This window comes from Chryseobacterium sp. MHB01 (assembly GCF_034651565.1).
Classification (GTDB): Bacteria; Bacteroidota; Bacteroidia; order Flavobacteriales; family Weeksellaceae; genus Chryseobacterium; species Chryseobacterium nepalense.
Map to the genome: position 1 here is coordinate 447,206 of NZ_JAYEDA010000002.1, position 22,481 is coordinate 469,686.

General features: G+C 34.7%; 27 protein-coding genes and 1 pseudogene. 14 read left to right on the forward strand and 14 right to left on the reverse strand.

Annotated elements, in window-relative coordinates:
• The 14 genes and pseudogenes from arsB to U9K52_RS05700 all read left to right on the forward strand — a co-directional run bounded on the left by arsB (position 1) and on the right by U9K52_RS05700 (position 12,007).
• A complete protein-coding gene (gene arsB, locus U9K52_RS05640; protein WP_034741357.1) occupies positions 1-1,044 on the forward strand; it encodes an ACR3 family arsenite efflux transporter in 1,044 nt (347 codons plus the stop codon).
• 215 nt (positions 1,045-1,259) lie between these two features.
• The gene (locus tag U9K52_RS05645; protein WP_028122606.1) at positions 1,260-1,823 is read left to right on the forward strand and encodes a helix-turn-helix domain-containing protein; all 564 of its coding nucleotides are present in this window, start codon (positions 1,260-1,262) and stop codon (positions 1,821-1,823) included.
• 83 nt (positions 1,824-1,906) lie between these two features.
• A complete protein-coding gene (locus tag U9K52_RS05650; protein ID WP_034741361.1) occupies positions 1,907-4,447 on the forward strand; it encodes a heavy metal translocating P-type ATPase in 2,541 nt (846 codons plus the stop codon).
• Positions 4,448-4,468: 21 nt separating this feature from the next.
• Positions 4,469-4,731, forward strand: a pseudogene (locus U9K52_RS21275) (heavy-metal-associated domain-containing protein).
• Positions 4,732-4,972: 241 nt separating this feature from the next.
• Positions 4,973-5,155: a hypothetical protein gene (locus U9K52_RS05655; protein WP_028122604.1), complete on the forward strand. Its 183-nt coding sequence runs from the start codon at positions 4,973-4,975 to the stop codon at positions 5,153-5,155.
• A gap of 226 nt (positions 5,156-5,381) precedes the next feature.
• The gene (locus U9K52_RS05660) at positions 5,382-6,266 is read left to right on the forward strand and encodes a DUF3347 domain-containing protein (RefSeq protein ID WP_034741366.1); all 885 of its coding nucleotides are present in this window, start codon (positions 5,382-5,384) and stop codon (positions 6,264-6,266) included.
• Positions 6,267-6,278: 12 nt separating this feature from the next.
• A complete protein-coding gene (locus U9K52_RS05665; protein WP_034741369.1) occupies positions 6,279-6,800 on the forward strand; it encodes a DUF305 domain-containing protein in 522 nt (173 codons plus the stop codon).
• Positions 6,801-6,839: 39 nt separating this feature from the next.
• Positions 6,840-7,499 carry a DUF3347 domain-containing protein gene (locus tag U9K52_RS05670; protein ID WP_034741371.1) on the forward strand — a complete coding sequence of 220 codons (660 nt, stop codon included), beginning with the start codon at positions 6,840-6,842 and terminating at the stop codon, positions 7,497-7,499.
• Positions 7,500-7,501: 2 nt separating this feature from the next.
• The gene (locus U9K52_RS05675) at positions 7,502-7,951 is read left to right on the forward strand and encodes a heme-binding domain-containing protein (protein WP_034741374.1); all 450 of its coding nucleotides are present in this window, start codon (positions 7,502-7,504) and stop codon (positions 7,949-7,951) included.
• Positions 7,952-7,974: 23 nt separating this feature from the next.
• Positions 7,975-10,245, forward strand: a complete 2,271-nt coding sequence (locus U9K52_RS05680) for a multicopper oxidase family protein (protein ID WP_034742681.1) — start codon at positions 7,975-7,977, stop codon at positions 10,243-10,245.
• 106 nt (positions 10,246-10,351) lie between these two features.
• The gene (locus U9K52_RS05685; protein WP_198417452.1) at positions 10,352-10,765 is read left to right on the forward strand and encodes a bleomycin resistance protein; all 414 of its coding nucleotides are present in this window, start codon (positions 10,352-10,354) and stop codon (positions 10,763-10,765) included.
• 59 nt (positions 10,766-10,824) lie between these two features.
• Positions 10,825-11,199: an ArsR/SmtB family transcription factor gene (locus U9K52_RS05690; RefSeq protein ID WP_027381139.1), complete on the forward strand. Its 375-nt coding sequence runs from the start codon at positions 10,825-10,827 to the stop codon at positions 11,197-11,199.
• A complete protein-coding gene (gene merTP / locus U9K52_RS05695) occupies positions 11,196-11,798 on the forward strand; it encodes a mercuric transport protein MerTP (RefSeq protein WP_028122596.1) in 603 nt (200 codons plus the stop codon). Before U9K52_RS05690 ends, merTP begins: the two co-directional genes overlap by 4 nt.
• The gene (locus U9K52_RS05700; RefSeq protein ID WP_072410579.1) at positions 11,798-12,007 is read left to right on the forward strand and encodes a GDCCVxC domain-containing (seleno)protein; all 210 of its coding nucleotides are present in this window, start codon (positions 11,798-11,800) and stop codon (positions 12,005-12,007) included. Before merTP ends, U9K52_RS05700 begins: the two co-directional genes overlap by 1 nt.
• A 382-nt stretch (positions 12,008-12,389) precedes the next feature.
• Here U9K52_RS05700 and U9K52_RS05705 read toward each other — a convergent pair whose 3' ends face one another.
• The 14 genes from U9K52_RS05705 to U9K52_RS05770 form a co-directional block, all read right to left on the reverse strand.
• The gene (locus U9K52_RS05705; protein WP_028122595.1) at positions 12,390-13,196 is read right to left on the reverse strand and encodes a PRTRC system ThiF family protein; all 807 of its coding nucleotides are present in this window, start codon (positions 13,194-13,196) and stop codon (positions 12,390-12,392) included.
• Between the two features lie 2 nt (positions 13,197-13,198).
• A complete protein-coding gene (locus tag U9K52_RS05710; protein WP_051259640.1) occupies positions 13,199-13,945 on the reverse strand; it encodes a PRTRC system protein B in 747 nt (248 codons plus the stop codon).
• 44 nt (positions 13,946-13,989) lie between these two features.
• The gene (locus U9K52_RS05715) at positions 13,990-15,165 is read right to left on the reverse strand and encodes a hypothetical protein (RefSeq protein WP_034741379.1); all 1,176 of its coding nucleotides are present in this window, start codon (positions 15,163-15,165) and stop codon (positions 13,990-13,992) included.
• 90 nt (positions 15,166-15,255) lie between these two features.
• Complete coding sequence (locus tag U9K52_RS05720) at positions 15,256-15,474, reverse strand: PRTRC system protein C (protein ID WP_027379053.1); 219 nt, start codon at positions 15,472-15,474, stop codon at positions 15,256-15,258.
• Positions 15,475-15,485: 11 nt separating this feature from the next.
• Complete coding sequence (locus U9K52_RS05725) at positions 15,486-16,028, reverse strand: PRTRC system protein E (RefSeq protein ID WP_028122592.1); 543 nt, start codon at positions 16,026-16,028, stop codon at positions 15,486-15,488.
• Positions 16,001-16,243 (reverse strand): hypothetical protein, encoded by a 243-nt coding sequence (locus U9K52_RS05730; RefSeq protein ID WP_028122591.1) that lies wholly within the window; start codon positions 16,241-16,243, stop codon positions 16,001-16,003. Before U9K52_RS05730 ends, U9K52_RS05725 begins: the two co-directional genes overlap by 28 nt.
• Before the next feature lie 385 nt (positions 16,244-16,628).
• A complete protein-coding gene (locus U9K52_RS05735) occupies positions 16,629-16,859 on the reverse strand; it encodes a hypothetical protein (protein WP_051889993.1) in 231 nt (76 codons plus the stop codon).
• Positions 16,860-17,573 carry a hypothetical protein gene (locus tag U9K52_RS05740; protein ID WP_159437613.1) on the reverse strand — a complete coding sequence of 238 codons (714 nt, stop codon included), beginning with the start codon at positions 17,571-17,573 and terminating at the stop codon, positions 16,860-16,862.
• Between the two features lie 13 nt (positions 17,574-17,586).
• Positions 17,587-17,982: a single-stranded DNA-binding protein gene (locus tag U9K52_RS05745; protein WP_028122590.1), complete on the reverse strand. Its 396-nt coding sequence runs from the start codon at positions 17,980-17,982 to the stop codon at positions 17,587-17,589.
• Between the two features lie 570 nt (positions 17,983-18,552).
• Positions 18,553-19,248 carry a toprim domain-containing protein gene (locus tag U9K52_RS05750; RefSeq protein WP_322925636.1) on the reverse strand — a complete coding sequence of 232 codons (696 nt, stop codon included), beginning with the start codon at positions 19,246-19,248 and terminating at the stop codon, positions 18,553-18,555.
• Positions 19,249-19,812: 564 nt separating this feature from the next.
• Positions 19,813-20,937 carry a hypothetical protein gene (locus tag U9K52_RS05755; protein ID WP_117590634.1) on the reverse strand — a complete coding sequence of 375 codons (1,125 nt, stop codon included), beginning with the start codon at positions 20,935-20,937 and terminating at the stop codon, positions 19,813-19,815.
• Positions 20,938-20,978: 41 nt separating this feature from the next.
• On the reverse strand, positions 20,979-21,662 hold the full coding sequence (locus U9K52_RS05760; protein ID WP_322925637.1) for a hypothetical protein: 684 nt from the start codon (positions 21,660-21,662) through the stop codon (positions 20,979-20,981).
• A 2-nt stretch (positions 21,663-21,664) separates the two neighbouring features.
• On the reverse strand, positions 21,665-21,916 hold the full coding sequence (locus U9K52_RS05765; RefSeq protein ID WP_034741388.1) for a DUF3853 family protein: 252 nt from the start codon (positions 21,914-21,916) through the stop codon (positions 21,665-21,667).
• Positions 21,916-22,479: a hypothetical protein gene (locus U9K52_RS05770; protein WP_074231889.1), complete on the reverse strand. Its 564-nt coding sequence runs from the start codon at positions 22,477-22,479 to the stop codon at positions 21,916-21,918. Before U9K52_RS05770 ends, U9K52_RS05765 begins: the two co-directional genes overlap by 1 nt.
• Between the last annotated feature and the right edge of the window lie 2 nt (positions 22,480-22,481).

Consider the following 22,481-nt stretch of genomic DNA (forward strand, 5'->3'; position numbering starts at 1 on the left):
ATGCAACCAAAACTAAAATTCTTAGACAGATACCTTACCTTATGGATATTCCTTGCAATGGCAGTAGGTATAGGATTGGGATATATTTTTCCCGGTATTTCAAAAATTACAAATGCGCTATCCGTAGGCACTACAAATATTCCGTTGGCAATAGGTTTAATATTGATGATGTATCCGCCATTAGCAAAGGTTGATTATTCATTATTGCCTATGGCGTTTAAGGATAAAAAAGTAATTGGTATATCCTTATTGCTGAATTGGGTTATCGGTACAGTGCTAATGTTCGGGTTAGCCGTTTTATTTTTAAGGAATGAACCCGATTATATGACAGGTTTGATACTGATAGGTTTGGCAAGATGTATCGCAATGGTAATCGTTTGGAGTGATTTAGCTAAAGCAAACAGAGAATATACAGCTATGTTAGTTGCATTAAACAGTATCTTCCAGATATTTACTTACAGTTTTTTAGTATGGTTATTCATCAACGTATTACCTGCAAAATTAGTATTAGCCAATTTCAATGTAAGCGTATCAATGAAAGATGTTACCGAAAGCGTATTGATATATTTAGGTATTCCTTTCTTGGCAGGTTTTTTAAGCCGATACATCCTTGTAAAATCAAAAGGTATAGAATGGTATAACCGGAAATTTGTACCCAAAATATCGCCCATTACATTGTATGCTTTACTGTTTACTATAGTATTGATGTTCAGTCTGAAAGGCGATAAAATAGTAGAGTTGCCAATGGATGTAGTAAAAGTAGCAATACCGTTAATCATCTATTTTATACTTATGTTTTTCGTGAGCTTCTTTATCAATAAATCTCTTAAAGTTCCTTACGATAAAAACGCATCCATCGCATTTACAGCCACAGGAAACAATTTTGAATTGGCAATAGCCGTAGCAATATCGGTTTTCGGTATTCATTCGCCACAGGCATTTGTGGGCGTTATCGGCCCATTGGTGGAAGTTCCTGTACTGATATTATTGGTACGTGCAAGTTTGTGGCTAAAGAAGAAATATTATGACCAAAATGCTCATTGATGCTTTGAATAAAGAAATGATATAAAGAAAGTCAGCAAACTACTTGACCAGTTTTCCATTTGGCAGATATAAATTTAAGCAATATTAAAAATGAAGAATTGGACAACGCAGTGGATAAATACATCAATTGACAACTGTTCTACAATTACAAGAAAATATTAATTGTAATTTTATAGAGCTTATTTTAAGCTAATTTCAAATAAAGCACAAAATATATGACAACACTCTTTATAAAAAATATGGTTTGCAACCGTTGTATTATGGTAGTGCAGAATGAATTGGAGAAGCTTGGATTGACTGTGAAAAATATAAAGCTGGGAGAAGTTACCTTGGATAAAGAATTAGCTGAAAACGTTAAAACCAATTTAGTGCAAGCACTGACTGTATTAGGTTTTGAATTAATAGATGATAAAAAAAGCCGAATTATAGAAAAAATAAAAAATATTATTATTGACCTCGTTCATCATCAGGATGGCGAAACAAAATACAATTTGTCGGATGTTTTAAATAGCAAGATACACCACGACTATAATTATCTCTCTAATTTATTTTCAGAAATTGAAGGCACTACTATCGAAAAATATTTTATTGCCCAAAAAATAGAGAAGGTAAAAGAATTATTGGTATATGATGAACTATCTTTGAGTGAAATTGCTTTCCGTTTAAATTACTCAAGTGTAGCCTATTTAAGCAACCAATTCAAAAAGGTAACAGGACTTACCCCAAGTTATTTCAAGCGAATACGAGAGGATAAAAGAAAACCTTTGGATAAGGTCTAAGTAAATCTTACAAATCATTCCCAAAATTCCACAACGAAAAAATGGAAACAATACGGAACTTTGTATCATAAAACTCATACAAAATGGTACACAAATATCAAGTAACAGGTATGACCTGTGGAGGTTGCGAAGCAAAGGTGAAATCAGCTTTATTAAAGGTTGAAAATGTGACAAATGTTGAAGTTTCAAAAGATGAAAACTCAGCTACCCTGACAATGGATAAACACATTCCAACTACACAATTGCAAAAAGCATTAACCGCTGTTGGAAAATATACCATAGAAATGAGCAATAACAAAAGCCCACAACATACCACGACAAATGAACCAGTGGCAAAATCCTGCTGCTCTGCTCATTCTCACGATGATAAAAAAACAATCGAAGTGACTAGCAATATAAAAGGCAAATACTATTGTCCAATGCATTGTGAAGGCGATAAAACTTATGATAAAGCTGGCGATTGCCCTGTTTGTGGAATGCATTTGGTAAAAGAAGCAGAATTGAATGTAAAGAAAACGATGTACACCTGCCCAATGCATCCCGAAGTTATTCAAGATAGTCCGGGTTCATGTCCTATATGCGGAATGGATTTAGTACCCATGGAACCAAGCGATTCCGAAGAAAAAAAAACCTATCTGGATTTGCTTAAAAAAATGAAAATTGCAACCCTCTTTACGGTGCCAATTTTTATTATTGCCATGATGGAAATGGTACATAACAATCCGTTATTTCAAATAATGGACAGCAACATGTGGAACTGGGTGCAATTTCTGTTTTCAATTCCTGTTGTTTTCTATGCTGGTTGGATGTTTTTTGTACGAGCTTGGAAATCCATAATCACTTGGAATCTAAATATGTTTACCCTTATCGGAATAGGAACTGGAGTTGCATTTTTGTTTAGTATTGTAGGAATGCTGATTCCGAATATCTTTCCGGAAGAATTTAAAACCGAACACGGAACCATTCATCTTTATTTTGAAGCAGCAACAGTAATCATTACACTGGTCTTGTTGGGACAATTGTTAGAAGCAAGAGCACATAGCCAAACCAGTGGAGCTATAAAAGCGTTATTACAATTAGCACCAACCGAAGCTACTTTGATTGGTGAAGGGGGCGATAAAGTGATTTCCATTCATGATATTAAGAAAGGTGATTTATTACGCGTAAAACCAGGAGATAAAATTCCAGTTGACGGAAAAATAACCGATGGTGAAAGCAGTATTGATGAAGCAATGATTACAGGAGAACCAATTCCCGTTGACAAAAAGAAAGACGATAATGTAATTTCGGGAACAATCAACGGGAACAAATCATTTGTAATGATGGCCGAAAAAGTAGGTTCTGAAACATTACTTTCTCAAATTGTACAAATGGTTAACGATGCTTCTCGTTCAAGAGCACCCATTCAAAAATTAGCCGATAGTATTTCTAAATATTTTGTACCCATTGTAGTAATCATTTCAGTAATTACCTTTTTTGTTTGGGCACTATTTGGTCCAGAACCAGCGAAGGTTTATGGATTTATAAATGCCATTGCAGTTTTAATCATAGCTTGTCCTTGTGCTTTAGGTTTAGCCACGCCGATGTCTGTGATGGTGGGTGTGGGCAAAGGAGCACAATCTGGAGTATTAATTAAAAATGCCGAAGCCTTAGAAAATATGAATAAGGTGGATGTTTTAATAACAGATAAAACAGGAACGCTAACTGAGGGAAAACCTTCTGTAGAAAAAATTTACGCATCAACTAATAACGAGGATGATTTATTGCAAAATATAGCTTCCTTAAACCAATACAGTGAACATCCATTGGCACAAGCAGTAGTCAATTATGCCAAAACAAAATCTATTTCATTAATTGGAGTCAAAGATTTTGAAAATGTTACAGGAAAAGGAGTTACAGGAACGGTTACCAATAGAAAAGTAGCATTAGGCAATAAAAAACTAATGGAACAGGTTAAGGCAACTATTTCTAACGATTTAGAAACCAAAATTATTGCAGAACAAAAACTTGGTAAAACGGTTTCTTACATTGCTGTTGATGATGTTACAGTTGGTTTTGTTTCAATTACCGATGCGATAAAAACTTCGAGTGCAGCAGCGATAAAAGAACTAATGCTCCAAGGTGTAGAAGTAATTATGCTTACTGGCGACAATGTTAATACAGCCAAAGCAGTAGCGGATGAATTAGGTTTATCTTCCTATAAAGCAGGATGCTTACCCGAAGATAAACTCAACGAAATTAAACGTTTACAAGCAGAAGGGAAAATTGTAGCTATGGCTGGTGATGGTATAAATGATGCTCCGGCATTAGCACAAGCCAATATCGGAATAGCTATGGGAACTGGAACTGATGTAGCCATAGAAAGTGCCAAAATAACTTTAGTAAAAGGCGATTTATTAGGTATCGTTAAAGCAAAAAATTTGAGCCATGCTGTTATGAAAAACATCAAGCAAAATTTATTCTTTGCCTTTTTCTACAATGTGCTTGGTGTTCCAATTGCAGCAGGTATTTTATATCCGTTTTTCGGAATTTTATTATCTCCAATGATTGCAGCTTTAGCAATGTCTTTAAGTTCTGTATCGGTAATCGTAAATGCATTGCGATTACGCAGTTTTAAACTTTAAATGAATTATTCAATAAACAAAATGGAAAAGAATAATCAAGACTTACGATTCAAAACAAATATTAACTGTGGTGGATGTGTAGCATCTGTAAAACCTCATTTGGATAATACCATGGTATAATATGCCATTGGGAAGTAGATACAACTAAAGACAAGGTGCTTACCGTAAAATCAGAAGGAATTACACAAGAACAGGTAATTGAAACTGTACAGAAAGCAGGTTTTAAGATAGAACCATTAAACAAAGATAATTTCCTTATCCTAATAACCTGTTTAGTTATTTAACTTATAACAAACACTTTAGGTAATTAACTGTATATTTATTTTAATAAGCATAAAAAGGACTATGCAGACTAGTGATTTAGATATTTTATCTATAATTCTGTGTTTGCAGTTCACGAAAGTGCAAAATATAGCAATTAAAAGAAATAATTTCATAATTTTGTAGTGTTGAAAAATTTGAGTAAACATATCAGCTTTGTCATCTTACTATGTTTGGGCTTTTTCCTAATGCCAAGCATAAGCTATGCTTGTGCAAAAAAAACAACTAAGACAGAGCAAAAGTCCTGCTCAAAAGATCAATCTGCAAAAGCAGAACATAAAAGCAGTTGCAAGGACAAGTCCTGTAAAAAATGCAAAAATGGTCACGACTGCGACGGCAATTGTAAGCACAGTTCATGTGGATGTAGCACTTCTTCATCTTCTGTAAGCTTACCAATACCAATAGATTTAAAAACAGCTAACCCTTTTGCTGAAATTAAAAAGCAAAAATTCGGTTTCAAAGAAGCCTACTATTCTTCAGGCTACTCTTCCATTTGGCAACCACCTAAAATAAGCTAAAACGATGGCTTGTTAGCCATACGTGTGCCTTGTCGAAAGCTGAATCCAGTTTTCGCAAACTCTTCGTATATCTTATTAAATTAAAAAAAATAAAAATGAAATCAATATCAAAAATATTGATGGTAATCATCGTATTACTATCAGCCGTAAACAGTTTTGCACAAATCAAAAATGCAAAAACAGAAACTGTAAAAATATATGGCAACTGCGAAATGTGTAAAACAACCATCGAAAAAGCAGGAAATTTAAAAAATGTAGCCACGGTAGATTGGAATAAAGATACCAAGATTGCTACACTCAACTATGATGGTAAAAAAACAAATCAGGACGAAATATTGAAACGCATTGCCTTAGCAGGTTATGACAGTGAGAAATTTTTGGCTCCAGATGATGTATATGCAAAATTATCCGACTGTTGCCAGTATAAAAGGGAACTAAAACCAGTTGCAAAAACCAGAGATGCAGGTATGGATATGAAAAATGAACACGCCAACCATAACCAAAGCGATATGGCTCAAAAAAATACCACTGAAACACAAAATGTACCGCAATTAAAAGCCGTTTTCAATAACTATTTTTCAGTGAAAGATGCGTTGGTAAAAACTGATGCAGGTACTTCTTCCGCAAAAGCTACCGAATTGGTAAAAGCCATTAAAGCAGTAGAAATGACAAAACTTTCCAACGAAGAACATACCGTTTGGATGAAAGTAATGAAAGATTTAACTGCTAATGCAGAAAAAATTGCTATAGCAAAAGATGTTACCAAACAAAGAGAAATTTTCGCTTTACTGGCTAATAATATGTACGAATTAGCCAAAGTTTCAAAACAAGAAACACCTGTTTATTATCAACATTGCCCAATGTACAATAATGGTAAAGGAGCAAATTGGCTAAGCAAAGAAGAAGCAATTAAAAACCCGTATTACGGCTCCAAAATGCTTACTTGCGGTAGCGTACAGGAAACTATTAATAACAAATAAAACGCTATTGTTATGGAAAGTATGGAAAACCAACACGAAATGCAACATAACCATAAGAATGAAAAGCATAATACTAATCACTCTTTAGCAATGTACAAACGCTTTGCTGTAATGGCTGTTGCTATGTTCATAGCTATGTACTTCATTATGTATGCTATGATTGACGGCTTACAGAACCTTATCCTGAACATCAATAATTTGTATATGACTTTGCTGATGGTTTCTGCAATGTTGATTATAGAACTATTGATAATGAAAGGAATGTATGAAAGCAAAAAAATCAACTGGGCAATCATAACGGTTTCCCTTGCGATTGGTATCTTTTCTTGGTTTGGTATTCGGGAGCAATTATTTGTGGGAAATAAAGAGTTTGTAAAAGGTATGATACCGCATCACGCAGCAGCAGTATTGATGTCTGAAAAAGCTAAGCTTACCGACCCCGAATTGATACAGTTACAAAAAAACATACTGGAAACACAGGCACAAGAAATCGAATTTATGAAGCGTAAGCTAAATGAATTTGAAAACAAATAAATAAGACAAATTTCTTCAATAATATCAAAAATAAATAAAATGAAAAATATAATTTTCTCAATCATTACATTAGTAACAGTTGCAGCGGTAACAATTTCCTGCAATCAATCTTCAAATAAAAATAGCGACCAGCAAGCTAATGATAGCACAACAATTGCTGCAACTCCGGAGTTACAATCACCTACACACAATGATACGGTAGCAACTGTTACTTCAACGGATACATCTTCTCAAGAGGCAGAAAAGTCCGATGTGAAGCAAGCTCAAAAGTTTACTGTCGCACCTATAATTAAGGATTATTTGGCTTTAAAAAATGCACTTGTTGCAGATAATGACAAAGCAGCGGCTAATGCAGGAAAGCAATTGTTTACTACCTTAAAAAATGTGGATATGAACGCTATCCCAGCGAATAAACATAAAGAATATATGGAAATAGCGGAAAATGCCAAAGAAAATGCAGAGCATATTAGTGACAATGCTGGTAAAATAGACCACCAGAGAGAGCATTTAGCATCGCTAAGTAAAGACGTTTCTGACCTTATCACATTATTTGGAACTACCCAAAAATTATATCAGGACTACTGCCCAATGTACAATGATGGTAAAGGTGCGGTTTGGATTAACGAAGCTAAGACTATCAAAAATCCTTATTATGGCAGCAAGATGCTTACCTGTGGCTCTGTAAAAAAAGAGTTCTAAAAATGAAGAGAGTATTAAAGATAATGTTGACAATAGTGCTGTTTATTTTTATTGCTATTCAATTTTATCAGCCTGCCCTTAATGTAGATAAAGGGCAGGTTTACACAACCGATTTTACCCAAGCGTATAAAATGCCTGTTGAAGTAAAAGCGATGCTTCAAACCTCTTGCTACGATTGTCATAGTAACAATACTAATTATGTTTGGTACGACTATGTGCAACCTATGAGAGCATTAGTAGAAAACCACATAAAAAACGCAAAAGAGGATTTGAATTTCAACGAATGGGGTACATACTCAAATAGGAAGCAGGACAGATTATTAAACTCAATTAAAGAACAAATCGAAACTAAACAAATGCCCTTAGCATCATATACAATGATGCATAAAAACACAAAACTGAATGATGAGCAAATCAAAGTTTTAACCAATTGGCTAAAAGAGCAGGATTAAGTTTCAAGAAAAAAAATATCAAAATGAATATACCTAAAAATGTTACGATCAGGTTGCTGCAAGCAGTTTTTATACTGTTATGTTCGCAATCTCTCTTTGCACAAAAAGTAGTTCGTTACGAGTTGTATGTAAAAGATACGCTTGTAAACTACGCAGGCAAAGAAAAAAGAGCCATTTCCGTAAATGGTCAAATACCAATGCCAACGCTCACTTTTACCGAAGGCGATACAGCCGAAATCGTTGTACATAACCAATTAAAAGAAAGTACCTCATTGCATTGGCACGGAGTGTTCCTGCCCAACAAAGAAGATGGTGTGCCCTGGCTTACACAAAAACCTATTAAGGCAGGCACAACCTATACCTATCGCTTCCCAATTATCCAACACGGAACGCATTGGTATCACTCACATTCTGGTTTGCAGGAGCAAATTGGGATGTATGGCAGTTTTATAATGAAGAAAAAGGATGATGATAAAACCTTTAGAAAAGGAATTGACGATTTGCCGACTGTACCCATCATTTTAAGCGAGTGGACAAATCTTAATCCCGACAACATCAACAGGATGCTGCATAATGCCAACGATTGGGCAGCTATTAAAAAAAATGCAACACAGTCTTATGCAGAAGCTATTAGAGAAGGACATTTCAAAACAAAACTAACCAACGAATGGAAACGGATGTTGGCAATGGATGTAAGCGATGTGTATTATGACAAAATTTTAATCAATGGAAACCATACGACCGATTTAAAAAAGGTGGACGGCAAAACGCTAAAAGCGGGCGATAAAGTACGATTGCGAGTTTCAAACGGTGGTGCTTCGTCCTATTTTTGGTTGCGGTATGCAGGCGGTAAAATTACCGTAGTTGCAAATGACGGTAATGATGTAGAACCTGTGGAAGTAGATAGATTAATCATTGCGGTTTCTGAAACTTACGATATTGTAGTAACAATTCCTGAAGATGGTGTTGCTTATCAGTTTCTAGCTACTACTGAAGACAGAACACAATCCGCAAGTTATTTTGTGGGCAATGGCATCAAACAATTAATATCACCACTTCCTAAATTAAAATATTTTGAAGGGATGAAGATGATGAACGATATGATGAAGATGAATGGAGATTTGGACGATATGGGAATGAAAATGAGCCTGAACCAAATGGATATGAACGTGGTAATGTATCCTGAAATTACTGGAGAGGCAAAACCAAAAGAAGACCATAGTCAACACAATATGAATATGGAAAATGATCCCAACCGTTACAATGCAAATGCTTTGGGAGAAATCAAAACGCTGAATTATGCAATGCTACAATCTCCTTCCAATACGGAACTTCCTAAAGATGCGCCAGTAAAAGAATTGAAATTTACCCTTACCGGAAATATGAACCGTTATGTGTGGAGTATGGATAATAAAATACTTTCAGAAGTTGATAAAATACCTGTGAAAAAAGGAGAAATTCTACGAATTACCATTCATAATAACTCAATGATGCGCCATCCAATGCACTTGCACGGTTTTGATTTCAGGGTAATCAATGGCAAAGGCGAAAAATCACCACTAAAAAATGTTATAGATATAATGCCAATGGAAACTGATACCATTGAGTTTTTAGCAAACGAAGAAGGAGATTGGTTTTTCCACTGTCATATCCTTTATCATATGATGTCAGGAATGAACAGGGTATTTGCAGTTGACGATTATCAAAATCCGAATTTACCTAACAAAAAACAAGCATATAATATGTTGCAAAGAGAAAGCAATATGCCACACTTAATGGCTCAGAATGATTTTGCTAGCAATGGAAATGATGGTGATGCGATGCTTCAGAATTCAAGATGGAGTTTAGGGACAGAATGGCGATTAGGCTATAACGATATGCACGGTTATGAAGTAGAAACACATTTAGGAAGGTACATTGGAAAAATGCAATGGTTTATGCCGTTTATAGGTTTTGATTGGAGGTATCGTAAAATGGGTATGGATGAACACGAAACCAATTTATTCGGACAGAAAAATGAAAAAGATACACGTAGAGCTATTAGCTTGGGCTTTATGTACACATTACCAATGTTAGTAAACTTTCAGGCAGAGGTATATCACGATGGAATTGTACGTCTTTCTTTAATGCGTGAAGATATTCCCATCACAAAGAGATTGAGGGCTGGTTTTATGGTCAACACCGATATGGAATATATGACAGAGCTAAAATATATTATCAATAAAAATGTGGGTATTCGTACACATTATGATAGCGATATGGGCTGGGGTATTGGGTTATCTTTAAATTATTAAAACAAAGGATAAACAGCTAAGCCAGGAAACCGAAAACGTTTTTTCAATCCGTTTGAGCTGTCTCAACTATTTACCACAATATTACAATTTAAAATTGCACATGACAATGATAGAACTGATAAAGGCAACACCCGCATTTCCTGTCAGGGAAATTGACAAAGCAGTTCAATTTTACAAAGACAAATTTGGTTTTGATTGTCGGCACAAGGAAGACACTTTTGCAATTTTGGTTCGGGGCAACATAGAACTGCATTTGTGGGCTTCCTGCAATTATAGTTGGAAATGGAAAAGCATTTTTCTATTTCTAAAACCGATTAGTAGTGGGGCAGAAAGCTTTTTAGCAGGAACACACAGTTGCAGAATTGAAGTAAAAGGAGTTGAAGAGCTGTATAAAGAGCTAAAAGAAAAAGAGGTGCTTCACAATGAAAAAACAGAGATAGAAAGTACCTATTATGGCACAAGAGAATTTGCAGCATTAGACTTATACGGAAATCTTTTATCCTTTTATGAAAATGTATAAAAAGATGTTTTTGTATTTTAGTATTTGCTTAAATAAACAATTTGCTTATCTTTGTACTTATGGATAATCTTTCTTGTATAAGGCAGCAGGCGGACGTTAAGCAGATAATGCGTTGCAAAGACCGGATTAGTGAAATCAAAGGGACAGTTGATTATTTATCCAGCGGACTTGAGTTAGCGGGTAACAATGTAAGACTGAAAATACTTTTTCTTCTTTATGAAGAAAAGAAACTTTGTGTTTGCGACCTAAGCGATATTCTCAGTATGACCATTTCGGCAGTTTCTCAGCACTTGCGAAAACTCAAAGACAGAAAACTCATTGAAACGGAAAGACAAGCGCAAACTATTTTCTATTCGTTGGCAAAAGAGTATGAAAAAATGCTCAAACCTTTTTTCAAAATCCTTAACGAAAACAAAATTTTGGAAGCAATATGAAAACAGAAAAAAAATTAATCGGTGCAGGACTTTTGACAGCAATTGCTTCGTCCTTGTGCTGTATTACGCCAATTTTGGCTATAGTTGCGGGTTCAAGCGGAATTGCTTCTACCTTTTCGTGGCTCGAACCTTTTCGACCTTATTTTATTGGTATGACTGTTTTAGTTCTTGGCTTTGCTTGGTATCAAAAACTGAAACCTCAACAACAAATTGACTGTAATTGTGAAACAAATCAAAAACAAAATTTTATGCAAACGAAATCATTGTTAGGAAGTATTACCGTAATATCAGTTTTACTTCTATCATTTCCGAGTTATGCTCACATCTTTGTTCCGAAGACAAAAATCACGGCAATTGTTACTTCGACTTCTAAAATTCAGAAAGTTGAATTTACTATTAAAGGAATGACTTGTTCAGGATGTGAACATCATGTAAAGACAGAAATTAGCAAACTAAAAGGCATTGTTGAAGTTATTGTTTCTTACGAAAAAGGCAACGCAATTGTAAAGTTCGACAACAAACAAACCAGCATCGAGCAAATCGAAAAAGCTATCAACTCTACTGGTTACAAATCACTAAAAAGCAAAATTATTTCATAATGGACATCATTTTAATATCCGAAATAACTTGTCCAACCTGCGGACATAAGAAATCCGAAGAAATGCCAACTGATGCTTGTCAATTTTTCTATCAGTGTGAGAGTTGCAAAACAACTCTAAAACCTATAAAGGGAGATTGTTGCGTGTTTTGTAGTTACGGTACAGTAAAGTGCCCACCTATTCAAGAGGGAAATGCTTGTTGTAAATAACTAAACCACTATGGACTTTCAGTCCATAGATTTGAACAACGAATGAAATTCGTTTAAAAAACTCCACAGATGCACAGATAATAAAATATTAAAAAATTCATTTTATTATCTGTGCATCTGTGTCGAATAAAAAATTTATAGAAACTGAAATTCTTGCACTGAAAGTGCATAGTTTCAACTAACTATTTTAATGCTTAATTGAAACTATGCACAACGAGTTTTCTATAGTCAGTTAATACTTACAACCTTTTTTCTAAAACAAACCAAAGCCAAAGTCCGGAATTGTTTTAGAAATGGGGTTGTTCCGCTTTCCGCAAAAATACGTTTCCGACCGCAGGGAGGAATTGCATTTTTGCCGCCCAACTTTTGGTCAGGCGGTTTTTTATATTTTTATCAGTTGAGAATGGAAATTTTTTAGATTAAGGAAAAAACCTCTGTTTTCAGTCAGTCCGTTGCGAAACAAGTTCCACAATAGAGAACATCCCATTTGTGCTAATGTAGAATTAATAAACAAATCCTGCTTTTCTAATGCTTCTGCTAAACTGCAACTTGGTGTATCATCTTGCGTTTCAGACTGCAAAAGCAGTTCTCCAAATTCTTCCGTCACATAAGGAAGATTCGACGTTGTTTGATATTTTTCGGAATCAGGTTGTTTTATATTCTCAACTGTAGAAAGCAAAACCTGTCCAGAATATCGGTTGTTGCCAAAATCCATCCAATATTTAGCCTGGTTTCTGTATAATCTCCTACCCTCTTTCAATTCATTCAGAATATCAGCAATTTCAAATCGTGATTTGACATTATCAACACACGACATATAAATTGCGGACTGCATATTCTCTTGGATTCTTCCTAAAGAATCTCTTTCAAACTTTCTGACTTCGGCTTTCCAATTCGTTCCAGACCATCGGTTTGCCCGATTTATCAGTGCAACTGCCTTTGGTAATCCTACTTCACATTCTGCAAAACGCTGTCTGCCTTGATTCGCTTCTGTGACAATATCATCATCCCACAACCGCACCTGTAATCCTGCGTGTCCCAATTCAATCAATGAATGGTTCATTTCGATCAAGGCGGTCAATACTTTAGAACCTGTACCACCTGCACCTATGAGGTTTACCATTACAGGATTGGTAGGATTTAAAAGGCTATCATCGGTAAAATGGACTTTTGTTTTTTCAGATTGTATCATTAGAGTAGATTTTTTAAAGTTAGATTTGAATTGATTAGAATATCTGTCGGAAACGGCTCTTTTGAATCAATAAGGCTTTTCCAAAGGATTACCAAGTTTCCTTTAATCGGATTATGGCTGTTGACCAAATGGCTGAAATAAGAATTGAAAAAATAGTTTTCCCATTTCTTAGTAAACTCTTCGAGTGATGCGGAACTTTTAATGTTTACGTCGACCGTTCCCATACAAACACTTCCGCTTTCGTAAACATTAAAGAACGGAGCGTGAAATAGTGGTGTATCTGTATTGGGGCGTTGGTCTGTCTCCAATGCGAATATTTTCATTCCCTGCTTATTGGCACACCATAGCAAAGGTGGCACATTCGCTAAACCATTTGGAATGGAAAGCTTTTCGGTAAATAGTAACTGTCGTTCCTGTGCTTTTGTGTACCAGACCACTTTTCCATTTTCCGATGTATCTATAAATAGTACAGTTTCAGAAATAATACCACTTGGTCTTAGAAAATCTTTTTCTTTCTTATTTTGAATATTTAAAGATTTGGAGAGTCGTTGTGCCTCCCTTACAGTCAAAGGGTGGGCATTGACAGGGTTTCCATTAGGGTCAATATCAAAATGTTCAACATAACCATCGCGATTATAATCTTCTGTCTCATAAAAGACCAGTGCTGATTTAGGATAGTAAAGTGTTCCAAAATTATTGGTTATGTCGGTTTCTTCGTTCTTAATTGTATTGGCTGTATTTCTCATAGCTTGTTTTTATAATTGAATTATTTGCGCCGTGTATGCACAGATTAGTTGAGCAATCGGCACAATTCGTTTAAGACCTTAAACAACTGATTTTCAAAATCAAGGTTTTTATCCAATATATCACTTCCGTCAAAGGTTTTAAAAATCATTGGTTGCTGTGTTTCAGCATATTCGTTGAACTCATTATTGACCATACTCGTTAGATTATCATAAATCAATCCGTCACTCTCGGCAAAAAAGGAAATATATTTATCCATTGCGATAACAGTTTCCTCATTATAATTGTCATCTCCCTCCATTTCTGAGGGCTTGTTTGCATTATTATAGTGGGCATTTCTGAAAATGCTTTCATTAGGGTAATCACAATAAAGTTTAAAGGTTTTTTCTGCCAATTGAAGGCATTCTTTATCAAACCTGTTTTTCGGTATAAAACGTTTCAAGCGTTGCTCAAAAAAAAGAAGATTCTTAGCATTGGAAATTTTTTGTCCCATCATATCTCCGTTGATTTCCGCCCGTTGAAGTTCTTTTTTGCAGATGTGGTTATCTTCTATTTCTTCGTCCTGCTCTATCCAATCAGTAAGCATTTCGTAATTCCAATAGAGATAAGAATCTTCCTGTCTGTAATATGGAATATCTACATTTCTATACAGATAAGTGCATACGGACAATAGTAAGCAAGCTGCTTTTCTGTGTACCTTATTGCGGAGCAATTGATAAAGCGGTACGACGGGAACATAAAACAAGGTTGCCCCTGTGTTGCATCTTTCTTCTATTGCAAAGCAAGTCTTACTCCCTTTTTCTATCAGCCTAACACTCTGCCAATTTTCAGTCTTGGTTTTCAACTGCGTTTCAATATCTCTCAAAGCAAGGCTGATATTGTATGGATAATTAAAATGCTGTGTCGGCATTGGGGTTATATCATAATGCTTTGCTAATTGAGAAAGGGACTTATAAAAATCCCTTTCTGTTTTAGCAGACTTACGTTTGCCCTGTGTTATTGTTATTTCATTCTCCTTTAATTTCGGCATAAAGCAGGTTCTCAGAAAAGCATTGGAAGTTGGGAGATTGGAACGGATTTCCGTTGGTCTTTCTGAACTTCCGAACTGTCTTTTATCTGATGCATCCATTGTGCGTATTCCCTCAATTGTAAGTGAAGTTGCCTTTGTTTTTTTTCTTCGGGAGGTTGAATTGTCCCCGATATGGTTTTTCGTTGCATTCATTTTATTTTTGTTTGTCAGTTTATGGTTGATGGTTGTTAGCTTTTAGATTGTAATTCTATCAACTGTCAACCAAAAACCATCAACTATTTATTATCCTTTTGTTCCCATCACACTTTCAAATTGATATTCAACAGCATCATCCTTGATTTTCGGTGCTGAAATTTTTGAAGTGGTCAGTATCGGGTACGTGTTGGCGTAAAAGTTCATTACTGATTCTACGCTCCATTTTGGTTCAGGGTCAGGTAAACGTATTTCCTGTCCGTTATCTTTGAGTATAAAAACTCGGTCTAATAGGGTTGCAAGTAACATTTATAATATTTTTAAGATTCAACATTTTCATTGGTCGTTTCAGAGAATAGGCTTGGTGCAAAATGTTTCTCATATTCATCCTGCTTTTTGCGGATGATTTCAGCATAATCGGGAAATTCCGATACTTTTGGAAGAGCTGACCACGCTTCTTTGTATTTGCCGTCTTTTTCGAGTTCTTCGGCTTTTTGCAAGGCTTCTTTGTACTTTTTATCTTTGCCTTCCTTTTCTTTTTTCTCCTTGTCGGATTTCTCCTTTTCCATTGCCGATTTCTTCTTGGCTTCTTCGACCTGTTTCATAAAACTTTCCATATCTACCATTAAGCCCGATGCGGTCTGCAATGGTGTCGAAATACTTTCAAAAAATCCGTTGTCCAATTCTTCCGCTGTCCCCCTTAAATTGAGTGGCGGAATCGTTTTCCTTGCCTCGTCTCCGCATTGCTCATTGTTGAGCAATACGGAAAGAACGAAACTGTTTTCTGCCCCTTGTCGGAGTGTGATTTGCAAATCTCCTGTAAGATTGAGTTTGCCTATCTGTCTGAAAAAATTGGTTTGCATAATTTTGTTTTTAAAATTGATTTTTTACTATTTCTGTTATAATTAATTTTATATTCATTATTTTGAATAATGCTCTGTAATAGGTTTCTTGCGTTTGTGGCATTCCAATCATCTTCTTTGGTCATATCCAAATAGTGTAATTTTTCATATTGTTTTACCATTTTGGCAATAATGTTCAATGCTTTATACTCCGTTTTGTCTGCGAGATTGCTCATATTGTTTTGATTTTAGTAGTTTTCCGTACATATCTTTCCAAAACCTTCTCAGTCTTTTATCTAATTCTGAAAATTCTTTGTTTGTATGTTCATATTCCTTACTCTGCTGTAATTTGGATAGCTTCATCAAGATTGGTTACTTTAATCTTGCAACCGTTTAAGTCTGTTACTCTCATTGTTGTTGAGTTAATTGATATAATGAAAATTCTTCTGTCCAAAATTCTTCGCCTGTCTGTTTTCCAAAAGCGTTGTAAATGGCATTTCCGTTTTTATAGACTTGCATTTGGTAGCAATTCAGATTATTTTCGGGTTGCAAAAATTTTTTCAAATCCTCTTTTTCCAATTCGATAAAAATCCTGCTTCTCTCCGAAAGCCATTCTTCAACTTAGGGATAATTTTCTTCCGAAAATTTGAAAAACTCTACATTGGTATCGGCATAATTCAGCCATTTTAAATCATAGTCATTTTCCAAAGGCTTTACGGCTTCGAGCCTTTTCTTTTGGATTTCTTTCCATTCTCCCGTAATGTGGATAATGGCAAAATCGCCATTATCCCATTCACTGTTGGTCATTGATTTTATCAGTAAATATTCTGTTTGTTGAAGTGATGTTTTCATTTATGCAATTTTTTGTTTGTTATTATTTATTTTCCTGTCTAATAGGATTCTCATAATCTCCTCTTTGTAATCGTAATTTTCACCTTCGAATTCGTAACAATCTGTATCTACATTGTAGATGAAGTCTTGAAAGTCACATTGATTGAGAAAATAATCCTGTAAGATTTGGTTTTCGCATATGGTCTTGCCAAAAACCATACAGCCAGATTCTTCGTAATCCAATACAAATCCGACATCGTAATGATTTGCAACAATCCATAATGCTTCGATATTTGGGCTCCATCTTGTCTCATAATGGAAAGAACATTCATCTGTTTCACTTCGATAAATTTCACAGAAGTAACCGTTTTTGCTCTTGACAAAATCGGGCAGTTGCCCAATATTTCCCTTAGTTTCCTTTTCTATCATTTCTTGAAATACATTCGAGACTTTGTCCAAAACCTCTCGATTTCCTGTGAATGTTACTTTATTGTTGCACCAATTTGCCATAATATTTGTTGTATAATTGTTGTTTTCGTAAATGTATGTTCCGCTTGTTTTGAAAGGTTCTTTTCCCTCTGTAAGGCGGATTTCTGATTTGAATTTTCTTGAAAGACTTTTTGCATACCGTATTGCTGTCGTTCTCTCGCAATAGAATTGGGAAAAGATTTCCACCTTTTCCCAATCATTCTTATCACTTTTCGGCTTCATTTGAAAGTTATATTGTGCTTCCATATTTTGAATGCTTTTAGAATGGTAAATCATCGTCCGTATCTTCCGCAAAAGCATTGGATTTCTGTGGCTGTGAAGCTGGTTGTTCTTCTGTGTCAGACTTTTTTCCGCCTCCGTGTACTTTGATGTTAGAAGTATGGAAATTCAACCCCGATTTTATTTCTCCATCTTTTCCAATCCACGCACTCGCACTTGCTCTGCCTGTAAGCTCTACTAATGTTCCCTTCGTTAAAATCTTAGCTACGTTGGCACTTAGCCAATAGGAGCAGTTATAATAAGTGGTCTGTTCTCTTAGTTCGCCTTGTTTGGTTTTAAATCTGTCATTAATGGCTAGTGAAAAATTCACGACCTGTTTGTCATTTTTTAAAGTGTTGATTTCTGCGTTTTTTGTAATTCTGCCTACGATGTTCATAATGTTAATTTTTGATTGTTAATAATTGATTTTCGAGTTTGTTAAAATTTTCGATTTGATTGATTTGGTTTCGAGGACACTCGTTTTTTTTTCTGCTTATATCCAATTGGAAAAGCAGAATTATTTGTTGTTTTATTTTGTTGTTTTTTCCGTTGATGTCAAAGACCGTCTGCGATTTAATTGATTCGTATAACTGAGGTTCCGTCTTTTTCTTTGCCGATGATCATAGGAAAGTATCAGGCATATAAAACCACAATCCTCCAAAGCTTTGGAGGATTGTGGCTCGAAATATTTTTGTCCGAAGGATTCAGGAGTGTCTGAAAAAATTATTGGAACTCGTGGAAAGAATTTTTATAGAAACCCAAAAATATTTTTTTAGGTGAATGATGCTGTCCTACATTTGCAATAGTAAAAAGCCAAAAATCAGTTAGAAGTGATTAAATAGAGGGTTTTGATAGTAGGAAAAATGTAAAATTAAACATTAGGTAATCTGTTTTTTTTAAGGTTTAACCAGTTTATGATTTTTAAAATTAAATTTCTCTTTAAAATCATTTTCAGAATTTTTACATTTTACTTTGTTGCACAAAACCACTCGTTTAAATCCTTAAAATCTTTGTACAACAAAGAACAATCTTCAACATTTTTATAGTTTTTCCGGATAACCTGTTTGATTGTAATTCCATTATCATCATTATCTAGGAAAAGTGAGGTTTTATAATATGCTCTAAGTTCTTTATCGACTTTGAAAAGCATTGCCGTAGAATTGAGAATCAAACAATCTGAAATTGAACTTTCTGCACTTTCCAAATTTTTAAAAGTCAGATAATCAAAAAAACCTTCAAAAACTACAATTTCATTGGAAGTCTTCAAATCATTTTTTATCAAAGTCACATCTTTTTTGCCCAAACATATCTTTGAATATTTATTTCGGATTTCAACGCCTCCGGAATTATTAAAAAAGCCAATTCCGAAATATTTCTTACCATTCAACATATACTCAATTTCTTTTACCAAATCTTTTTGTTCACAAACTTTTCGGGATTTTAAATATTGGATTAAAGCTGGGTGCTGAATTTCATTTACTTTTATGATTTGATAATTTTTGATTTGGACAGATTCTTCAATCTGAGTATTATTTTGAACTGAGAAGTCAAATTTATCAAGGTACTTCAAAGCATCAGAAACTGAACATTGATTCATTTGCTGAACAATTGAAATAACATCATAACTTTTCCCGGTTCCGAAATCAAAAGCTTTATTTTTCACAAAATCAACAGACAAACTCGGGATTTTTTCCTCTCTGTCGAGCGCAAAATAAAATGCCGTTTTTCGGTTTTCTTTCACGGGAAAGAGATTGAACGATTCCAAAACTGTTCTAATATTTACTTTTTCTTTTGCTTCTTCGCAATTCATTTTTTTCTTTTTTAAAGCAAATTTTTTATCCACATTTTCCTTTTAAATAAAAAAAAACTTTTTAATTACTTTTATAATACTTTTAATGATGCACCGAATCGCCTTATGGTAAAGCATTTGAACCCCATTTTCGGTGAGTGCAATTCCGAATTTCAGTGAGTGCAATTCCGAAAGTGGAGTGAGTGCAATTCCGAAAAAACAACTCATTTGTGGTGAGTGTAAATCCGAATTGTATTTTCTACTTTCATTGATTTTTCGTTTTTTTTCACATTTTCTTACAGTTATCCCTATTTTTAACGGGTTTTGAATTTTGGAGTGAGTGCAATTCCGAATTCTCAATCAAAAATTTCAATATTTTAACATTTTCTTAACTTCAGTGAGTGCAATTCCGAATTTTGGGTGAGTGGAATTCCGAACTCAAATAATTATTGGGTAGCCATTTGGCAGCAACTCTCCCATTTTTGTATTCCTGTAAATCTGTATGATGTGTTCCTGAATTTTATTTAAAAATTCGGTTCCTTGAAATTCTGTCGATTTAATTCCTTGCAATCGTGCTGTTCTAATAAATTCTTCAAAAGCTTTCTCTATCAATACTCTGGTTTGCGGAATATATCTGTATTGATGCGAAAACTGAATCATTTCACTTGTCAGCAGACCATATCTTTTTCTAAAGTAGATCAATCTTCGGCTGATTTCTTGCTTTTCATTAGGATATGCTTTTCTTAATTTCCGTTCTTCGTTACTGTTTTCAGATATATGATCATCTTCCTTCTTTTTTGTCAAACGCGGTATTACAAAAATTGAATCTCTTTTGTACTTATAATCGAAAGAGACCGTATTGAATGTATTAAGACTGCTTCTTGCAGGTTTTAGAAACTTGAAACAAAAATCCTTGGCAGTTTGATAATTCAATCCAAATTTTTTGTTCAGTGTTGACAGTTTTAATACCGTTCCATTTTCAGGGATTTTCGAAAGCCAGATAGCAAATATTATATGTTTGTTGTTTCTTACATTATAGACCAGATTGTACAGCACATAATTATATTCCGGAATGACCATCAATTTTTTCAGCCAATAACTGCTGATTAGAAAAGTGGTGTACCCTCTTTTATCGTAACTCGGTGTTGAAATGAGTCCACCGAAAGTTTTGATTTCTCTTCCTTTAGAATTAAACGATTTATACCAGCTCATTTTGAATTTTGCGAGAAATTCATAAGCATCTATCACTTGTTTTGTGGAACCGCTAGGAGAAATTTTGCTATTTCTGATTTTTATAGAAGCGAAAATATTGTTTTCGGTTTCAAATTCTTCATCAAAAAGTGAAAGCTGTTTTGGTCTGTCTTCCGGACGGAATTGTTCATTGCTGATGATGGAAATAATATTGAAAATCACCCGAAGTGCATTGATAGGAATATCGGCAGCTTCATGATCTTCAAAAATGAAATCGTCCACGAAATGGTTCCCTATTCTGATTTTTTCGGGAACTCTTTCGCTTTTATTGTCAAATTCCTTTCGGATAAGTCTTACATGCGGATCCCCCATGCTGTACATCTTTTTTATGTGTTGAATTTTTTATTTTAGTATTACTTTCGGTCTGGATTTTTAGGACGCTTTATATTTGGAATGCTTGATACGGAAAGCTGAAGGTTTGTATCCTCATTTTTTATGAACGGCAATATACTTTTTAGGGAAGATTTCCAGTTGGTAATACGTCGGTTTGAACTATTTTGCCAATCATTACGTACCCAGACTTCGTACTTTTTTTCTATGACGGAATCTAATTCAGATTCATAAGTTTCTAATGTTTGGGCATATTCAATAAATTCATCAAAACTTGGAATGTTCTTTTGATTGATTACAGGTGGTGATGGCTGTTGTTGTTGTTGTTGTTGTTGTTGTTGTGATGGAATTTCTACACTTCCTGCTGTAAGAAAATCTGAACTTTTTACAATTTTAGCTTTCTTTATTTTTTCGGGTTTAGCAATTTTCAAGGGATAATCTAAAAGCAATCTGTAGTAACATGGAAGTCCGTTCTTGGTTTGAAATTCAATTAATCCAAAGTTCTGGAGTTTCTCTTTTACAGATTTTACGGTCTTTCGGGTTAATCCCAACTCTTTACTCACTGCAACATCAGAAATCTGGAACTCATACCCGTTATTGTCATATCCAATTTTAAGCAAATACAGATACATCGAAATTCCCGTAGAACCTATTTGATTTATTTTATTAAAATCCCAAAATCGGTGTATCAATTCAAGATAAGTCATCTTTATTTTTTTCCGAAAAGCGATAATGCTTTTTCTTTGTCTATGATGATAATGTTTCCGTTTTGGATGATGGCTTCATCCAATAACCCCGATGATTTTACTTCTGAAGCTTTTGAAACAGAACATCCCAATATTTTCGCTAAACCTTTCAGACCATATTCATATTTCTTTTCAGAGTTGACACCGCTCGAAATTTCTAAGAATTCTCCAACAGTCAGTTGCCAGATCGGAGTTTTAGGATCAATTTCTTTCATTAGTTTTGGTTTTGGTTTTGGTTTTGATTTGAATTTTTCAGCTTTGAAATCCAATTTCTTGCTGCAGATTTCCAACACTTCATGGGTTGATCATTGCACAACTTCCAATCCTTAGATTCGTATAATGAATAAAATTGATTCGCTTCTTCAGATTGAAAATCACACTCGTTAAAATATAGTTCAACCTCATACAGCATCGGTACAGAAAAGGAAATCTTTTTGTCGGGTACTATTTTTTGGTCATGTACTATTTTACTTTTTTCAAAATCTTCACTTTCAAAATCAATAATTTCGATTAAGCTTCCTTCATAAGGGTGATAACTAGGGGAATAAATGATAAACCCTGCGCTATGCAGTTCTTTTATACATTTGTGGTAAGTCGCAAAAGATTTTATTTTACCGAGCTTCATCACCTCTTTCCGACTCACACGAAATGGATTTTGGTATTGATGCCTACTCCACAACTGGAAAAGCGAAACATATAAACTGATGTGCGAGGGAACCATCCGATGATCCCTAATGACATTTCCAAAAAAATCAATAATTTTATTAGACTGCTTCATAA

What these genes read in the sequence shown, in the direction of transcription:
- arsB (WP_034741357.1), top strand. Translation starts at nt 1, where the DNA reads ATGCAACCAAAACTAAAATTCTTAGACAGATACCTTACCTTATGGATA.
- U9K52_RS05645 (WP_028122606.1), top strand. Translation starts at nt 1,260, where the DNA reads ATGACAACACTCTTTATAAAAAATATGGTTTGCAACCGTTGTATTATG.
- U9K52_RS05650 (WP_034741361.1), top strand. Translation starts at nt 1,907, where the DNA reads ATGGTACACAAATATCAAGTAACAGGTATGACCTGTGGAGGTTGCGAA.
- U9K52_RS05655 (WP_028122604.1), top strand. Translation starts at nt 4,973, where the DNA reads ATGCTTGTGCAAAAAAAACAACTAAGACAGAGCAAAAGTCCTGCTCAA.
- U9K52_RS05660 (WP_034741366.1), top strand. Translation starts at nt 5,382, where the DNA reads ATGAAATCAATATCAAAAATATTGATGGTAATCATCGTATTACTATCA.
- U9K52_RS05665 (WP_034741369.1), top strand. Translation starts at nt 6,279, where the DNA reads ATGGAAAGTATGGAAAACCAACACGAAATGCAACATAACCATAAGAAT.
- U9K52_RS05670 (WP_034741371.1), top strand. Translation starts at nt 6,840, where the DNA reads ATGAAAAATATAATTTTCTCAATCATTACATTAGTAACAGTTGCAGCG.
- U9K52_RS05675 (WP_034741374.1), top strand. Translation starts at nt 7,502, where the DNA reads ATGAAGAGAGTATTAAAGATAATGTTGACAATAGTGCTGTTTATTTTT.
- U9K52_RS05680 (WP_034742681.1), top strand. Translation starts at nt 7,975, where the DNA reads ATGAATATACCTAAAAATGTTACGATCAGGTTGCTGCAAGCAGTTTTT.
- U9K52_RS05685 (WP_198417452.1), top strand. Translation starts at nt 10,352, where the DNA reads ATGATAGAACTGATAAAGGCAACACCCGCATTTCCTGTCAGGGAAATT.
- U9K52_RS05690 (WP_027381139.1), top strand. Translation starts at nt 10,825, where the DNA reads ATGGATAATCTTTCTTGTATAAGGCAGCAGGCGGACGTTAAGCAGATA.
- merTP (WP_028122596.1), top strand. Translation starts at nt 11,196, where the DNA reads ATGAAAACAGAAAAAAAATTAATCGGTGCAGGACTTTTGACAGCAATT.
- U9K52_RS05700 (WP_072410579.1), top strand. Translation starts at nt 11,798, where the DNA reads ATGGACATCATTTTAATATCCGAAATAACTTGTCCAACCTGCGGACAT.
- U9K52_RS05710 (WP_051259640.1), bottom strand. Translation starts at nt 13,945, where the DNA reads ATGAGAAATACAGCCAATACAATTAAGAACGAAGAAACCGACATAACC.
- U9K52_RS05715 (WP_034741379.1), bottom strand. Translation starts at nt 15,165, where the DNA reads ATGAATGCAACGAAAAACCATATCGGGGACAATTCAACCTCCCGAAGA.
- U9K52_RS05720 (WP_027379053.1), bottom strand. Translation starts at nt 15,474, where the DNA reads ATGTTACTTGCAACCCTATTAGACCGAGTTTTTATACTCAAAGATAAC.
- U9K52_RS05725 (WP_028122592.1), bottom strand. Translation starts at nt 16,028, where the DNA reads ATGCAAACCAATTTTTTCAGACAGATAGGCAAACTCAATCTTACAGGA.
- U9K52_RS05730 (WP_028122591.1), bottom strand. Translation starts at nt 16,243, where the DNA reads ATGAGCAATCTCGCAGACAAAACGGAGTATAAAGCATTGAACATTATT.
- U9K52_RS05735 (WP_051889993.1), bottom strand. Translation starts at nt 16,859, where the DNA reads ATGAAAACATCACTTCAACAAACAGAATATTTACTGATAAAATCAATG.
- U9K52_RS05740 (WP_159437613.1), bottom strand. Translation starts at nt 17,573, where the DNA reads ATGGAAGCACAATATAACTTTCAAATGAAGCCGAAAAGTGATAAGAAT.
- U9K52_RS05745 (WP_028122590.1), bottom strand. Translation starts at nt 17,982, where the DNA reads ATGAACATCGTAGGCAGAATTACAAAAAACGCAGAAATCAACACTTTA.
- U9K52_RS05755 (WP_117590634.1), bottom strand. Translation starts at nt 20,937, where the DNA reads ATGGGGGATCCGCATGTAAGACTTATCCGAAAGGAATTTGACAATAAA.
- U9K52_RS05760 (WP_322925637.1), bottom strand. Translation starts at nt 21,662, where the DNA reads ATGACTTATCTTGAATTGATACACCGATTTTGGGATTTTAATAAAATA.
- U9K52_RS05765 (WP_034741388.1), bottom strand. Translation starts at nt 21,916, where the DNA reads ATGAAAGAAATTGATCCTAAAACTCCGATCTGGCAACTGACTGTTGGA.
- U9K52_RS05770 (WP_074231889.1), bottom strand. Translation starts at nt 22,479, where the DNA reads ATGAAGCAGTCTAATAAAATTATTGATTTTTTTGGAAATGTCATTAGG.